At 67.7% G+C, this 15,081-nt stretch carries 11 protein-coding genes; 7 read left to right on the top strand and 4 right to left on the bottom strand.

Annotated features, from left to right (window positions below; genetic code table 11):
- The first annotated feature begins 11 nt into the window (after window positions 1-11).
- Together AB0E63_RS36165 and AB0E63_RS36160 are read left to right on the top strand one after the other, a co-directional pair.
- Window positions 12-1,322, top strand: a complete 1,311-nt coding sequence (locus AB0E63_RS36165; RefSeq protein WP_360376210.1) for an extracellular solute-binding protein — start codon at window positions 12-14, stop codon at window positions 1,320-1,322.
- A gap of 10 nt (window positions 1,323-1,332) precedes the next feature.
- Window positions 1,333-3,870: a hypothetical protein gene (locus AB0E63_RS36160; protein WP_360376207.1), complete on the top strand. Its 2,538-nt coding sequence runs from the start codon at window positions 1,333-1,335 to the stop codon at window positions 3,868-3,870.
- A gap of 126 nt (window positions 3,871-3,996) precedes the next feature.
- Here AB0E63_RS36160 and AB0E63_RS36155 read toward each other — a convergent pair whose 3' ends face one another.
- Window positions 3,997-5,670: an acyltransferase gene (locus tag AB0E63_RS36155; protein WP_360376204.1), complete on the bottom strand. Its 1,674-nt coding sequence runs from the start codon at window positions 5,668-5,670 to the stop codon at window positions 3,997-3,999.
- Window positions 5,671-5,756: 86 nt separating this feature from the next.
- On the opposite strand from AB0E63_RS36155, the gene AB0E63_RS36150 reads away from it, so the two are divergent.
- From AB0E63_RS36150 to AB0E63_RS36130, 5 genes are all read left to right on the top strand, one after another.
- On the top strand, window positions 5,757-6,851 hold the full coding sequence (locus AB0E63_RS36150) for a LacI family DNA-binding transcriptional regulator (protein WP_360376201.1): 1,095 nt from the start codon (window positions 5,757-5,759) through the stop codon (window positions 6,849-6,851).
- A gap of 380 nt (window positions 6,852-7,231) precedes the next feature.
- On the top strand, window positions 7,232-8,557 hold the full coding sequence (locus tag AB0E63_RS36145) for a sugar ABC transporter substrate-binding protein (protein ID WP_360376198.1): 1,326 nt from the start codon (window positions 7,232-7,234) through the stop codon (window positions 8,555-8,557).
- 91 nt (window positions 8,558-8,648) lie between these two features.
- Entirely contained in the window at window positions 8,649-9,629 is a 981-nt protein-coding gene (locus tag AB0E63_RS36140; RefSeq protein ID WP_360376196.1) for a sugar ABC transporter permease, read from the top strand.
- Window positions 9,622-10,473 (top strand): carbohydrate ABC transporter permease, encoded by an 852-nt coding sequence (locus AB0E63_RS36135; RefSeq protein ID WP_360376193.1) that lies wholly within the window; start codon window positions 9,622-9,624, stop codon window positions 10,471-10,473. Before AB0E63_RS36140 ends, AB0E63_RS36135 begins: the two co-directional genes overlap by 8 nt.
- 143 nt (window positions 10,474-10,616) lie before the next feature.
- Complete coding sequence (locus AB0E63_RS36130; RefSeq protein WP_360376190.1) at window positions 10,617-11,714, top strand: ScyD/ScyE family protein; 1,098 nt, start codon at window positions 10,617-10,619, stop codon at window positions 11,712-11,714.
- A gap of 47 nt (window positions 11,715-11,761) precedes the next feature.
- Here AB0E63_RS36130 and efeB read toward each other — a convergent pair whose 3' ends face one another.
- From efeB to efeU, 3 genes are read right to left on the bottom strand one after another with little or no spacing between them, the layout of a single operon-like run.
- On the bottom strand, window positions 11,762-13,036 hold the full coding sequence (efeB, locus tag AB0E63_RS36125) for an iron uptake transporter deferrochelatase/peroxidase subunit (protein WP_360376188.1): 1,275 nt from the start codon (window positions 13,034-13,036) through the stop codon (window positions 11,762-11,764).
- Window positions 13,033-14,175: an iron uptake system protein EfeO gene (gene efeO, locus AB0E63_RS36120; protein ID WP_360376185.1), complete on the bottom strand. Its 1,143-nt coding sequence runs from the start codon at window positions 14,173-14,175 to the stop codon at window positions 13,033-13,035. Before efeO ends, efeB begins: the two co-directional genes overlap by 4 nt.
- A gap of 27 nt (window positions 14,176-14,202) precedes the next feature.
- Window positions 14,203-15,051 carry an iron uptake transporter permease EfeU gene (gene efeU / locus AB0E63_RS36115; protein WP_360376182.1) on the bottom strand — a complete coding sequence of 283 codons (849 nt, stop codon included), beginning with the start codon at window positions 15,049-15,051 and terminating at the stop codon, window positions 14,203-14,205.
- Window positions 15,052-15,081: the final 30 nt, after the last annotated feature.

Below are 15,081 nucleotides of genomic sequence, written 5' to 3'. Positions count from 1 at the left end.
GGAACCAAGTCATGACCACACAGCTCAACCGGCGGCGCTTCCTGCAGGCCGGACTCGCGGCCGGCGTACTCGCGCCGCTGCTGTCGGCCTGCAACCTCGACCCCGCGGCCAAGGAGGCGAAGGAGTCGGTCCGGTTCAGCAGCTACGGGGACCCGACCAAGCTCGGCCTGCGCGGCAAGCTCGCGGAGCTGTACACCTCGAGCCATCCGGACGTGAAGATCGTGTTCGAGGGCACCGCGACCGCGGAGTACTGGGACAAGCTCGCCACCCAGATGGCCGGCGGCAACGCTCCCGACGTGATCAACATCGACGCCCCGCGGATCGGCCAGTACGGCGCCGCGGGAGCGCTGCAGTCCCTGCAGAAGTACATCCCGGACACCATCGACACGAAGCCGATCGACCAGAACCTGCTCACCCAGGGCCAACTGAAGGGCGAGCAGTTCGGCATCCCGGTCGCGATGAGCACCTACAGCATGGGGTACGACGTGACCGTGCTCGACCAGCTCGGCCTGGAGCACCCGCAGGAGACGTGGACCTGGTCTGATTTCGCGACCCTGGCCAACCAGATCCGGCAGAAGTCCGGCAAGGAGGTCTACGGCGCGGAGGACCCCAGTGGGGACACGGCGTCGTTGCAGATCTTCCTGCGTGGCAAGGGCGAGGACCTGTACAAGGACGGCACGCTCGCCTTCACCGATTCCTCGCTGACCGAGTGGTTCGAGTACTGGGCCGCGCTGCGAGCGACCGGCGGCACGATCCCCGCCGACATCGCGGCTCAGGCCAAGTACGGCGACTGGCCGACCGGGCCGCTGGTCAAGAAGCAGGCGGCGCTCGCGCACATCCAGACGCCCAATCTCAAGGGCGGTTTCCAGGATCTGACCAAGAACACCATCGACATCACCCTGCCACCGCGGCACGCGAAGGGCGGCAAGTGCGGGACCTTCCCGGCACCGAGCAGCTTCCTGTCGCTGAACGCCCGGAGCAAGCGCGCGGACGATGCCGCCGCGTTCATCAACTGGTTCGCCAACGGCGAGGAGGCCGCGAAGACCCTGCGGCTGATCAGCGGACCGCCCGCCTCGGCCGCCGGCCGGGACGTGCTGCTGAAGGGCAGTGATCTGTCGGCGAGCGAGAAGCAGGTGCTGGCCTACACCGACCTGGCGCTGAAGAACTCCTCCGCCCCGCCGCAGGCCAGCCCGGCCGCCTCGACCGCCGTCGGTGACCTGCTGCTGAAGACCAGCCAGGACATCGCTTTCAAGAAGATCTCGATCAAGCAGGGCGTCCCGAAGTTCATCGCCGACGCCCGCAAGACCCTCGACGGCAAGTGATTGGAGTCCTATGCCTGAGTTCGTCATCACCCGGAACGAGAAGAACCCCGTCACCACCGGCCGGGTCGCCACCTGGGCGGCCGAGCAGCTCGCCCAAGCCCTGAGTATGACGGCCACCGATGCATTGGTGATCCGGCTGGCCACCCCCGACGAGGTTCCCGCCGCGGACCTCGCGCCCGTGCCCGAGTCGTACGCCGTACTCCGCGCCGACGGCGAGATCATTGTCGTCGGCAACGATGAGACCGGCCTCCGGTGCGGGCTGCTCGAGCTCGCCGACCGGGTGGCCGTCGGCGCAGACGTCGCCGGTACGACGCCCTTCGCCGAGCAGCCGGCCGTTCCGGTCCGGGGCGTGGTGCGGTCGTTCTCCAGCGTGGACGAGGACCTGTCCTGGTTCCACGACAAGCAGTTCTGGACCGACTACCTGACCTGGCTGGCCGCGTCCCGGTTCAACCGGTTCCACCTCGCGCTCGGCATGCAGTACAACTACGGCGCCGATCGGCACGGCGCCACCGACAACTACTTGTGCCTCGCCTATCCGTTCCTGTTCGACGTGGACGGCTACGACGTACGGGCCGAAGGGGTCGGAGCGGACGAGCAGAAGCGCAACCTGGAGACGCTGCGCTTCATCGCCGCCGAGAGCAAGCGCCGGGGGTTGAAGTTCCAGCTCGGCCTGTGGAACCACGCCTACGACTACGGCCGGGACTCGGTCCACCGGTATCCGATCACCGGGATCGGCCCGGACAACCACGCGGCGTACTGCAAGGCCGGCATCGCCAAGCTGCTCGCCGAGTGCCCCGACATCGACGGGCTCACGTTCCGGGTGCACTACGAGGGCGGCATCGCCGATCACCAGCACGAGATCTTCTGGCGGGCGGTGTTCGAGGGGGCGAACTCGGCCGGCCGGCCGCTGGAGATCGACATGCACGCCAAGGGTGTCGACCAGGCTCTGCTCGACGCCGTCGACCTGCCGAATCTGTCCGCCGTACTGTCGGCCAAGTACTGGGCCGAGCACGTCGGACTGCCGTACCACCAGGCCTCCATCCGGGCCAAGGAGGCGGCCAAGCCGATCCCCCCGGGCCACGAGATGAAGGGCATCACCGAGTTCTCCCGCCGATTCACCCGCTACGGGTACGGCGACTTCCTGCGCGAGGACCGGACGGTCGACCTGATGTTCCGGGTCTGGCCGGGCACGCAGAAGCTCCTGGCGTGGGGCGATCCCGCGATCGCGGCCGGGTACGGGCGATTGTCGACGTTCGGTGGATCCCGTGGTGTCGACCTGTGCGAACCCCTGTTCTTCAAGGGACGCAAGGGCAGCGGCGAACCCGGCGCACGCGACCCCTACGTCCGCGACGACCTCCGGCTGCCCGGCAACCGGGAGTGGACCAAGTACCGCTACGGCTACCTGCTGTGGGGACGGCTCCTCTACAACCCCGATGCCGAGCCCGAGACGTGGCGTCGCCATCTGCGTTCGACGTACGGCGAGGCCGCGACGGCTGTGGAGGACGCCCTGAGCCCGCTCAGCCGGATCCTCCCCCTGGTGACGGTGGTGCACGGCGTCGGCGGATCGAACAACGGCTACTGGCCGGAGGTGTACCTCAACCTCCCGATCTCGTCGCGGGTCCACTCGGATCACTACGCCGGCGACACCGATCCCCCGGCGAACTGGGGTGGCGTCAGCCCGTTCGACCCGACGACCTTCTACGGCGTCGACGAGTACGTCGCTGCGCTGGCCGCCGGCGAACTGAAGGCGAAGTACACGCCGCTCGAAGTGGCCTCCTGGATCGAGCAGCTGGTCGACGACGGCCAGCAGGCCCTGGAACGGGCCCAGCAGAGCGCGGACCAGTCGGATCCGCAGGTGCGCCGGGTGCTGATCGATCTGGAGATCCTGGTCCGGATGGGCAGGTTCTTCGCCGGCAAGTTCCGGGCCGCGGTCGACTACTCGATCTACCGGGCCACCGGGGATGCCGGCTCGCTGGAGTCGGCATTGCGCATCTACCAGGCAGCGCGGGACGCGTACGCCGAGATCCCGGTCATCGTCGACGGCGTCTATCAGCGGGATCTGCGGTTCGGGATCGAGGCATCCGAGCACGGTCACTGGGCGGATCGGGTCCCGGATATGGACACCGACCTGGCAGCCCTCACCGAGGAACTGCAGGAGGCGGCAAGCACGCAATCAGCAGCCGCGTTGCCTCCGGCACCAGCGCCCCGGCCGGCCACTCCCGGGGTGAACCACACGGTGCCGGAGAGCTTCGTCCGAGGCGAACCGGTCACGCTCTCGTTGGAGGTGGTGGACCCGGCCGTGGTCGGCGCGACGCTGCACTACCGGCACGTGGACCAGTCGGAGTCGTGGCAGCAGGTTCCGATGGAACTGTCCGGGCAGACCTTGTCAGGCACGATCGACGGCGACTACACGGCGTCGACGTACCCGCTGATGTACTTCTTCAGCGTGCTGCACCGGGACGGCGGGCAAGCACTCCACCCCGGCCTGGCCGCTGACCTGTCCAACCAGCCGTACGTCGTCCTGGGATCCGCGACCGTCAGCGGATGATCGCCGCGATCACCACGATCGCGACGAGCGCCGCCAAGACGATGGAGGTGACGAGTCGACGGGTCCGGGGGTCCACTGGTTCAGGCTAGTGGACCCCCGTCGCGGTGCCTCACACCAGTGGGTAGTTCAGCGGAGACTGACCAGCGGTTCGGGGCGGTGGACACCGCGCGGGCGGTAGCCGAGTGCGTCCGAGTGTCCGAGGTAGTCCGACAGCAGCCAGATGATCGCCAGCCACATCTCGGTGCCCTGCAGGCCGGGGATCGAGCGGTCGTCGGTGCCGTCCGGGGCGAACGCGAAGCCGGCGCCGTCGACCCAGCGGTCGAGGATCGCGCGGAGCTGCTGCTCGGCCCAGCGGCGACCGTCCTGTTCGCCGTACGACGTCTGTTTGCGAGCCAGCCAGAGTGGGTGGATCACGTCGAGGACGTTGCAGGAGTTGTAGTTGTCACCGGTGAACATCCGGCGGTCATTGCTGTGGGCAAGGACTGTGGTGACGGCCTGCTCCGGGTACGGCAACGGCAGGCCGAACTGGGCGTACGTGCCGCGGGTCAGCCGGTAGAACCCGTTCACCACCTGCAGCCAGCCGTCGTCGGGGTGCGGTTGACCCCAGGCACCGGTGGTCGGATCGGCCGCGATGGTGAGCCAGCCCATCAGGGTCTCGATCGGTCCGGATTCCTTGTGGTCGTGGAGATTCCGGGCGATGGCGGTACCGAGGCCGTCGATGCTGGAACCGGCTGACCAAGCTCTTCTTGCCCAGGGCAAGTTGTCGAGCTCGTCCGGGGTGAAGTCGGTACGGATCCTGTGCTCGAAGCTGCTGTCCAGGACCTGGAGTGCGTAGCCGACGCAGAGGATGTGGTAGCTCGCGGGGCCTTCCAGGACGGAGAGCTTCGCGTCCGACGGGAGGTCGAGACCGGCGTCGGAGAGGTCTCCGGGTGAGACCAGTCCGGTGTCCGGGTCCTGGCGGGCGTGGAGGCGGCGGACGAGGTCGTCGCGGGTGTGGCCGGCGGGGGTACGGCGCAGCAGTACGTCGGCGATCTCGACGGCATCGCACCACGGGCGAATCGCCGGCTCGTGGTCGAGTCCGGGCCGGTCGACGAACCGTACGCCGTCCCAGCACCGCTGCAGCAGATCATCAACCTGATCCCGCGCCTTGGCGGCAAAGGCAGTAAGCCGCTCCGGCAGCTCCGTGGCAGGGCTTGCGGACGAGGTGGCGGCCGCTGGGGATGAGGTGGGCATTGTGTCTTCCGGGGTGCGGGAGCGGAGGATGCGGGCGGGATTGCCGGCGGCGATGGTGTTGGCGGGGATGTCCCGGGTGACTACGGCGCCGGCGCCGATGATGGTGTGGGGGCCGATGGTGACGCCGTCGAGGATGGTGACGTTGGAGCCGATCCAGACATCGTCGCCGATGGTGATGCCGAGTGCCGTGTGCGGCTGTTTGAAGATCGGCTGCCCCGGCGCGGTGCCGTGGTTGAAGCCGAGCAGCGACGTGTGCGCGCCGATCCGCACCCCGTCGCCGATCGTGATCCGGCCGCGGACGGTCGTGAACGGGTTGATCGTCGAGTCGGACCCGAGCACGATCTGCCCGGTGACGTACGCGTGCGCGGCGATGTACGAGCGCTCCCCCATCCGGAGCTCATAGCAGTACACGGCGGCCGACTCCGCGACGTACACGTCGGTGCCGAGCTCGACCGACCCGCCGAGCCGGGCCTGTCGCTCGGTCTGGCGTCCACGCTCCTCCTCCGACGCCTTCCGCGCGTACTCCCAGGGCAGGAAATCCAGCCGCAACGGCTCTTCAGAGGTCATGGGAAAACGCTATCCAAAACCTGTCGAGCCCGCTAGCCCCACGAACCCGCTGCTAATCTCCCGTCTGTGCGGGGAGGCAAGCAACCATGACGACATCCGGGTCCCTGGTCGGCGGTGACGGCGCGGACGACGGTCCGGCGAGCACCAGTGGGCGCCGGAGCCAGCGAGTCACGATCAGCGATCTCGCGCGCCGTCTGCACATCTCCAAGGCCTCGGTTTCGTACGCCCTGAACGGCCGGGCCGGCGTCAGCGAGGAGACCCGCCAGCGGGTTCTCGCCCTGGCCGAAGAGCTGGGCTTCCACCCGAATTCGGCCGCCGTCGCGCTCTCGGCCAGCCGCACCCGGACGATCGGCATCGTGATCGCCCGCGACCCGGCGCTGATCTCGACCGAAGCGTTCTACATGCGGACGCTGGTCGGCATCGAGCAGTACCTGAACGAGGTCGACTCGTCGCTGCTGCTGCGGCTGACCGGCGAGCACGGCGAGGATCTCGACGTACTGCGGAGATGGTCGCGGCAGGGGCGGGTCGACGGGTTCATCCTGTTCGACGAGCACAACGACGACCCGCGGATCCCGATCCTCAAGGAGCTCGGGGTGCCGTGTGTGGTGGTGAGCTCGAACGATCCCGACGACGCGGTCGGCCGGCTGATCAGCTCGCCGGAGGAGACCGTCACGCTGCTGCTCGATCACCTGGTCGAGCTCGGTCATCGCGACATCGCGCACATCAGCGGGCCGTTCACGTTCGTCCACGAGCAACTGCGGGTCCGGATGCTGCGCGAGCACGCCGACCGGCACGGCATCAAGGTCCGGCACATCGAGGGCAGCTACCGGTACGACGACGGCGCCGAGCTGACCCGTCAGCTCCTGACCGGGCCGAACCCGCCGACCGCGATCGTGCTCGGCAACGACCTGATGGCGGTGGCCGCGCTCCAGGTCGCGATGGACCTCGGTACGGCGGTGCCCGGCGAGGTCTCGATCGTCGCCTGGGACGACTCACCCCTGTGCGAACTGGCCCGCCCTGGCATCACCGCGGTCGACCAGAAGACCATGGAACGCGGCCGCGCCGCCGCCGACCTCCTCCTCCGCATCGCGGCCGGCGAACCCGACCTCCACGAACAGGCCCCCGCCGGCGAACTCCGCCCCCGCGACTCCTCCGGCCCGGTCGCACAACCCTCCAACTGAGGGGATAACCCCCCACCTGGAGGGTTGCCCCCTGAGATTCCGAGTGGGCAACCCTCCAACTCGGGGGATAACCCCTCAACTGGAGGGTTGTGCCCGGTGGGCAGGGGATCGGGAGTGCCCCGCCTGACGTTCGAGGGGGTATCCCGTCCCCTCGCGGGGTGGTGAACCGGTTCGGTCAAGACTCTGTGGAATCGGATGGTTCCGGAGTGTGCCGGATTGCGCTTGCCGAGGGGCCGCGAGAAGTTGGATGAGTCACGAGGCAATAACGAACTACCGCCAACTGAACCGGTTAGGGTTTCGAAACTTAACCGGTTAGGCCACTATGGGGCCGATCCGCCTCCGCAGGTCCGCGGGGGCTCGACGGGACGAGGGAGTCCGACGTGAGACTGCGTTCGCTGGTAGCCGCGGCAGCGGCGACCGCCTTGGGAATCAGCCTGGCCGCCTGCGGAGGCAGCGGCGACTCGGGCGACTCCTCCGGCGGCGGTTCGGGTGGTGACCAGACGCTGACCTACTGGGCCAGCAACCAGGGCACCAGCCTGGACAACGACAAGGAGGTGCTGACCCCGGTCCTGCAGAAGTTCACCGCTGACACCGGCATCAAGGTCAACCTCGAGGTGATCGGCTGGAACGACCTGCAGACCCGGATCCAGACCGCGACCACCTCTGGTCAAGGTCCGGACGTGGTCAACATCGGCAACACCTGGGCGGCCTCGCTGCAGGCCACCGACGCGTTCCTGCCGTTCGACGGCGACGCGATGACCGCGATCGGCGGGAAGGACAAGTTCGTGCCGACGGCCCTGGCGACCGGCGGCAAGGAAGGCACCGACCCGACGTCGGTCCCGCTCTACGGTCTGGCCTACGGCCTGTACTACAACAAGGCGATGTTCGCCGCGGCCGGCCTGCAGCCGCCGAAGACCTGGGAAGAGATGGTCACCGACGCGCAGAAGCTGACCGACCCCGCGAAGAAGCAGTGGGGCATGGCGCTGGCGGCCGGCAGCTACACCGAGAACGTGCACTTCGCGTTCATCAACGCCGCGCAGAACGGCGCGGACTGGTTCGACAAGGACGGCAAGCCGACCTTCACCAGTGACGGCAACGTCCAGGGCGTGCTGCGGTACCTCGACCTGATGCAGAAGGACAAGGTCGCGAACCCGTCCAACGCGCAGTACGACAACGGCACCAAGTCGGTGAACGACTTCGCCACCAAGAAGGTGGCGATGGTGATCAACCAGAACAACGCCGACTCCTCGATCGTTGCCAACGGCATGAAGGCCGGCGAGTACGGCGTCGTGCCGTTCCCCGCACCGCAGGGCGCGGCGGCCCCGGTCGCCAGCCACGTGGCCGGGATCAACCTGTCGATCTTCAAGAACACCAAGCACAAGGACGCGGCGCTGAAGTTCGTCAAGTACATGACGGACGCGGACACCCAGACCACGCTGGGCAAGCCGTTCGCCTCGCTCCCGGTGCTGAAGGACGCCAAGGCGGTGTTCACCACGGACGCGGAAGAGGCGGCGACGTTCCAGGACGTCTACAACACCAAGTCCAAGCCGTTGCCGCTGGTGCCGGCCGAGGACCAGTTCGAGAGCACTGTCGGCAAGGCGATGAACAGCATGTTCGCCAAGATCGCCACCGGCGGAACGGTGTCGGCCGACGACGTGAAGGCGGCCCTGAAGACCGCAGAGGATCAGGTGGCCGCGGGTAGCTGACGCGATCCAGATGGCCCGGGCGCAGTGGCGTCCGGGCCATCGATCACGTCAGCCGACCCCACGAATCGAAGGACAGGAGGCGACCACCAGGATGTCCGTCGCCACAACCGAAGCGGCACCGGCGGCCGCGCCCGAGGCCGCGAAGAAACCCAAGCGCGGTCCCGAACATCGGCCCGGCCTCAGCCGGTGGCTGCCGTACGCACTGCTGGCCCCGGCGGTGCTGCTGGAACTGTTCATCCACATCATCCCGATGGTCGTCGGGATCTGGATGAGCTTCGTCAAACTGACCAAGTTCTTCATCGCGAACTGGTCGGCCGCGCCGTGGGCCGGGCTCGGCAACTACAAGGTCGCGCTCGACTTCGACAACGCCGTCGGCGAGGGACTGCTGAAGTCGTTCGGCGTCACGGTCGCCTTCTCGCTCATCACGGTCGCGCTGTCGTGGGTGCTCGGGATGGCCGCGGCCGTCGCGCTGCAGCCGGCGTTCCGCGGCCGGAGCCTCATCCGGACGCTGTTCCTGGTGCCTTACGCACTGCCGGCGTACGCCGGAATCCTGACCTGGAACTTCATGCTCCAGCGGGACACCGGCGCGGTGAACCACGTGCTGAACCAGCTGCATCTCACCGACGGCGGAACGTTCTGGCTGATCGGCAGCAACGCGCTGGTCTCCCTCATCGCGGTCGCGACCTGGAAGCTGTGGACGTTCGCGTTCCTCACGCTGATGGCCGGATTGCAGAGCATCCCGCGCGACATCTATGAGGCCGCGTCGGTGGACGGCGCCGGCAACCTGCGGCAGTGGCGCAACATCACGCTGCCCTCGCTGCGCCCGGTCAACCTGGTGCTCGTGCTGGTCCTGTTCCTGTGGACGTTCAGCGACTTCAACACGCCGTACGTGCTGTTCGGTACGGCGCAGCCGCCGGCCGGCGACCTGATCACGTTCCACATCTACAACGCGTCGTTCCTGACCTGGAACTTCGGCACCGGGGCGGCGATGTCCGTGCTGCTGCTGATCTTCCTGATGATCGTCACCGGCACGTATCTGTTGGTCACCGGAAGGAGGTCACGTCGTGCGTGAGTCTGTGTCAGTGACAAGAGGCTTCAAGATCTACCGCGGTGTCGTGCTGGTCGTGCTCGGGGCGTTCGTCCTGATCCCGCTGTACGTGATGGCGACCTCGTCGCTCAAGCCGCTGAAGGACGTGCAGGGCGCGTTCACCTGGTGGCCGTCGAACCTGACCCTCGCCCCGTTCGTGGACATGTGGAAGACGGTGCCGCTGGCCCGGTACTTCGTGAACAGCACGATCGTCTCGGTGGTCGCGACGGTGTTCTCGGTGGCGATCGCGATCCTGGCCGCGTTCGCGGTCTCGCGGTTCCGATTCCGGGGCCGGACGGTGTTCACCACCACGGTGCTGTCGACGCAGATGTTCCCCGGTGTGCTGTTCCTGCTGCCGTTGTTCCTGATCTTCGTGAACATCAACAACCAGTTCGGAGTGCAGCTGGTCGGGACGCGGCTCGGGCTGATCATCACCTACCTGACGTTCAGCCTGCCGTTCTCGATCTGGATGTTGGCCGGATACTTCGACAGCATCCCGCGCGAGCTGGACGAGGCGGCGCTGGTGGACGGTTGCGGCCCGCTCGGCGCGCTGTGGCGAGTGGTGCTTCCGGCCGCACGGCCCGGTGTCATCGCGGTCGCGATCTACTCGTTCATGACCGCATGGGGTGAGGTGTTGTTCGCCTCGGTGATGACGACCGAAGCCAACCGCACTCTGTCCGTCGGACTGCGCCAGTACTCGACGCAGACCAACATCTACTGGAATCAGATCATGGCCGCCGCCCTGGTGGTCAGCATTCCCGTGGTGATCGGCTTCCTCCTGGCCCAGCGGCACTTCGTCGCCGGTGTGACGGCAGGCGCCGTGAAGTAGTCGCCGTACTACGCTCTGCCGACGGCCCCGGCTTCGACCGGGGCCGTCGGTATGTCCTGCAGGTCCCGAACCCGTGACGGCCGGGACGAACTCGCGCAGACTCGGAAGCAAGGAGGGGTCGTCGTAACGCCTTGGGAGGGGACATGTTCCGACGTTTCATGATCATCGGCACGGCACTGATCACGGGGTTGAGTCTCGTCGTCCTGCCGGTCGTACCGGCAAGCGCACACGGCACTCGGTGGAGAGTGATCGCGTCCGGCCTCGACAGCCCACGCGGCCTGGGATTCGCTCCGAACGGCACGCTCTACGTCGCCGAGGCGGGTGTGGGCGGCAGCGGGCCTTGCATCCCGCATCCGCTCGGGCAGATCTGCTACGGCGCCACGGGCGCGGTGACCCAGGTGAAGCGAGGCCACCAGACGCGGGTCCTCACCGGTCTCCCGTCCTTCGCGCTGCAGGGCACGGACGAGGTCTTCGGTCCGTCCGACGTCGGGCTGAACGACAGCAGCAACCTGTACGTGACGCTCGGTCTCGGCGACGACCCGAGCCTGCGGAGCCAGCTGCCTCCGAACGGCCAGCTCGCCGGGACGCTGATTCGCGCGAAGGTGTCCAAGGGAACGTTCAAGGTCGTCGCGGATATCGGTGCATACGAGCTCGCCGCGAACCCGGACGGTGGCCTGCCGGACACCAACCCGCAGGGCCTGCTGGTGACGAAGCGCGGTCAGGTCGTCGCGGACGCCGGCGGGAACTCCTTGCTGGGCGTCTCGCACGGAAAGATCTCCACGCTCGCCGTCTTCCCGCCGCGGCTGGTGCCGAACCCGAGCCCGGGCGGCCCGGACATCCCGATGCAGGCGGTGCCGACCACGGTGACGCGTGGCCCTGACGGCGCCCTGTACGTCGGCCAGCTCACCGGCTTCCCGTTCCCGGTGGGTGGCGCGAACGTCTATCGGATCGGGTCGGGCGGAAAGCCCAAGGTGGTGGCCAGTGGCTTCACCAACATCATCGACATCGCCTTCGGTCCGGACAAGGCGCTCTACGTGCTGGAGATCGCGCACAACGGCCTGCTGTCCGGTGACCCGACCGGTGCGCTCATCCGGGTCGGCAAGCACGGCAAGCGGACGATCATCGCGAGCACTGGCCTGACGATGCCGACCGGCTTGGCGATCAGGAACGGCAAGGCGTACGTGTCCAACTGCGGCACCTGCGCCGACGTCGGCCAGGTCATCGCCATCCCGCTCCACTGACCGGAGCATGCAGCGAGCCCGGCACCAGTTCGGTGCCGGGCTCGTGGTCAGGCGAACAGCTTCTCGCCCCAGTAAGAGCCTGGGGTAACGCCGGGTGGGCAGGCGAAGATGCCGGAGCCGACGTGGTGGATGTACTCGTTCATCGTGTCGCTGCGGGCCAGCTGGTTCTGGATCGGGATGAACTGCTTGCGCGGATCACGCTGGTAGGCAAGGAAGAACAGCCCGGCGTCCAGCCGTCCGAGACCATCCGAGCCGTCGACGAAGTTGTAGCCGCGGCGGAGCAGTTCGGCGCCGTTGTTGAACTGCGGGTGGGCCAGCCGGACGTGCGAGTCCATCGGGACCTTCGCCTCGCCGTCGGAGTTCTTCGCGGTGAAGTCGATCGTGTCGAACTCGTCCGCCTTGCCCAGTGGCGCGCCGGTGCCCTTGCCCCGGCCGATGATGGTCTCCTGCTCGCCGAGCGACGTACGGTCCCAGATCTCGATGTTCATCCGGATCCGCCGCGACACCAGGTAGGAACCGCCGGTCATCCAGTCCGAGCCGTCCTCCGGCTGCACCCAGACCTGCTGCTCGAGCTTGTCCGCATCCTCCAGCTTCAGGTTGTTCGTGCCGTCCTTGAAGCCGAACAGGTTCCGCGGCGTGGCCTGCGCCCGCGATGTCGACGACGTCCGGCCGAAGCCCAGCTGGGAGTAGCGGACCGCGACCCGGCCAAAGCCGATCCGGGCCAGGTTGCGGATCGCGTGCACCGCCACCTGCGGATCGTCCGAGCAAGCCTGTACGGCGATGTCGCCGCCGGACCGTGATGGGTCCAGGTCGTCGCCGATGAAGTGCGGCAGGTCGACCAAGGCCTCCGGGCGCTGGGATGCGAGCCCGAAACGCTTGTCGAACAGCGATGCGCCGAACCCGACGGTCACCGTCAGCCGGGCCGGCGGCAGACCGACCGCCTCGCCGGTGTCCTCCGGCGGAGCCTCGTCCGGCCCGTTCACTGCGCCGTACTGACCGATGTCTCGGCCGGCCGTGAGCAGCGCGGCCGCCGCGGTCCACTCCTTCAGCAGGGCGATCAGGTCGTCCCGCTTCGTCGTGGTGACGTCGAACGCGGCGAAGTGCAGCCGGTCCTGGACCGGCGTGACGATCCCGGCCTGGTGCGGTCCGTGGAACTCGACCGGACCGTTGTTGTCCGCGGCCTGCGACGGCTCAGTGGACAACGCCGAGTGGGCGGCGTAGCCGGCGACGCCGGTCGCGACCGCGGCTCCGGCCGCGCCGAACAGGCCGCGGCGGGAGAGGCCCCGCCGGGCCGGGGTAGGAGTAGGTGTGTTGTCGGTCATTTCTTCGCAATCACTCCGGCGACCTTGCTGACCGGCTCGGCCAGCCCGTCCACCACCTGGCTGAGCTGCTTCTTCTCCGCCTCGCTGACCAGATACGGCTTGAAGCCGTCGCCTACGCGGTACTTGTCGACCGCGGCGAAGACCGCCTTGAAGTTGGTGTCCAGCGCGGTGACGAGCGCCGCGTCACGCGCCTGCAGGGCCGGTCGGAGCGCCTGGACCGCGGCCTGAGATCCCTCGACGTTGGCCTGGAAGTCCCACAGGTCGGTGTGCGAGTAGCGGTCTTCCTCACCGGTGATCTTGCCGGTCGCGACCTCGTCGAGCAGCTCCTTGGCGCCGTTGGCCAGCTGCAGCGGGTTGAGCTTGACGACCTTGGCCTTCGCCACGACCGTCTTCACGTCCACCAGCAGCTGGTCGGCGTACTTCTCGATGCCCTTGGTGGTGTTGGAGACCCAGAGCGCCTGCTCGATCCGGTGGTACCCGGTCCACTCGGTGCCCGGCTCGACGTCGTTGACCCGGGCGTCGATCTTCGGGTCGAGGTCGCCGAACGACTCCGCGACCGGCTCGATCCGCTCCCAGTACGTGCGCGACACCGGGAACAGCTCCTTGGCCTTGGCCACGTCGCCGGCCTTGACCGCGGTGACGAACTCGGTGGTCTTCTGCTCCAGCGCGACGGCCTGCGAGTTCACGTACCGCTGATAGCTCTCGGTCGCCTGCTTGAGCAGCGTGTCCTCGTCCACCTGCGCGGGCTCGTCACCGGTGACAGTGAGGTCGCCGCGGATGCCGTCGCCGACCATGCCCGGCTTGCAGACCGCCTGGTACTTGCCGGTCGGCAGCTCCACGATCAGGTCGCGCTTCAGGCCCGGGCCGATGTTCTCGACCTCACCCATCACCCGGTCGCCGTCGGCGTACACGTAGAACTCGGTCACCTTGCTGCCGCTGTTGGACACGGTGAAGGTGCTGGTACCGGACTTGACGTCGCGGCGGCTGAGCGAGCAGTCGGAGTCGGTCGCCTTGACGGTGACCGGGCCGGTGCCGTCGTCGGACGTGGCGGCCGGCTTGTCGTCGGCGCACGCGGTCAGGGTGGCGAGGCCGAGGACGACACCGAGCACAGAAGCCCGGCGGGCCGTGGTCGTGAACATGATTCTCCTGGACGGGTGAGGGGTGGATCAGGCCGCTTCTTCAGCGGTCTTCGCCGCAACGGCGGGTGGCGTGCTGCTCTTGACCGGGCGGAAGTAGAGCACCATCACGGGGACGAGGTAGAGGACCCAGACGGTCGCCTCGACGACGGTCGGGGCCGGGTTGAAGTTGAAGATGCCCTTGAGCAGCACGCCGTACCAGCTGTCCGGCGGGATGACGTGCGAGATGTCGAAGGCCAGGTCCTGCAGGCCGGGCAGGATGCCGGCCTCCTGCAGGTCGTGGAAGCCGTAGGCGAAGATGCCGGCCGCGACCAGGATCAGCACCGCGCCGGTCCACTTGAAGAACACCGCCAGGTTGACCTTGACCGCGCCCTTGTAGATCGCGACGCCGAGCAGCACCGACGTACCCAGACCGAGCAGGACGCCGACGAACGGTACGGCGGTGGTCGCGGTGGCGGCCGAGGCGTACACGATGAACGCGGTCTCGATGCTCTCCCGGAACACCGCCAGGAACGCGAGGATCGCGACCGCCCGGGAACCGACCTCGAGCGCCTGCCCCATCCGCTCGCGCAACTCTCTGGCGATGCTGCGTGACGCCTTGCGCATCCAGAAGATCATCCAGGTGACGAAGCCGACCGCGAGGATCGACATCACCCCGCCGATGGTCTCCTGGGCGGTGAACGAGCGGGCGGTCAGCGCGGTGACGAACTGCAGCAGCCCCCAGGCGGCGGCTGCCACGGCCAGTGCCGCTCCGACTCCGATCCAGACCAGTTTGAGTCGATCTCGATGCCCTGATTTGACCAGGAAGGTGGCGAGGATGCTGACGACCAGCGAGGCCTCGAGACCTTCACGGAGTCCGATCAGATAGTTCGCGAGCATGGCGGGACTCTTTCATGGCATTAGGTACGG

Origin of the sequence: Kribbella sp. NPDC026596 (assembly GCF_040638415.1) — a bacterium.
Classification (GTDB): Bacteria; Actinomycetota; Actinomycetes; order Propionibacteriales; family Kribbellaceae; genus Kribbella.
The sequence above is the reverse complement of the archived record's forward strand: the minus strand, read 5'-3'. Positions and strand labels throughout refer to the sequence as shown.

Coding starts and splice junctions, on each gene's coding strand:
- AB0E63_RS36130 (WP_360376190.1), top strand. CDS start 10,617: ATGTTCCGACGTTTCATGATCATCGGCACGGCACTGATCACGGGGTTG.
- AB0E63_RS36165 (WP_360376210.1), top strand. CDS start 12: ATGACCACACAGCTCAACCGGCGGCGCTTCCTGCAGGCCGGACTCGCG.
- efeB (WP_360376188.1), bottom strand. CDS start 13,036: ATGACCGACAACACACCTACTCCTACCCCGGCCCGGCGGGGCCTCTCC.
- AB0E63_RS36160 (WP_360376207.1), top strand. CDS start 1,333: ATGCCTGAGTTCGTCATCACCCGGAACGAGAAGAACCCCGTCACCACC.
- efeU (WP_360376182.1), bottom strand. CDS start 15,051: ATGCTCGCGAACTATCTGATCGGACTCCGTGAAGGTCTCGAGGCCTCG.
- AB0E63_RS36155 (WP_360376204.1), bottom strand. CDS start 5,670: ATGACCTCTGAAGAGCCGTTGCGGCTGGATTTCCTGCCCTGGGAGTAC.
- efeO (WP_360376185.1), bottom strand. CDS start 14,175: ATGTTCACGACCACGGCCCGCCGGGCTTCTGTGCTCGGTGTCGTCCTC.
- AB0E63_RS36140 (WP_360376196.1), top strand. CDS start 8,649: ATGTCCGTCGCCACAACCGAAGCGGCACCGGCGGCCGCGCCCGAGGCC.
- AB0E63_RS36150 (WP_360376201.1), top strand. CDS start 5,757: ATGACGACATCCGGGTCCCTGGTCGGCGGTGACGGCGCGGACGACGGT.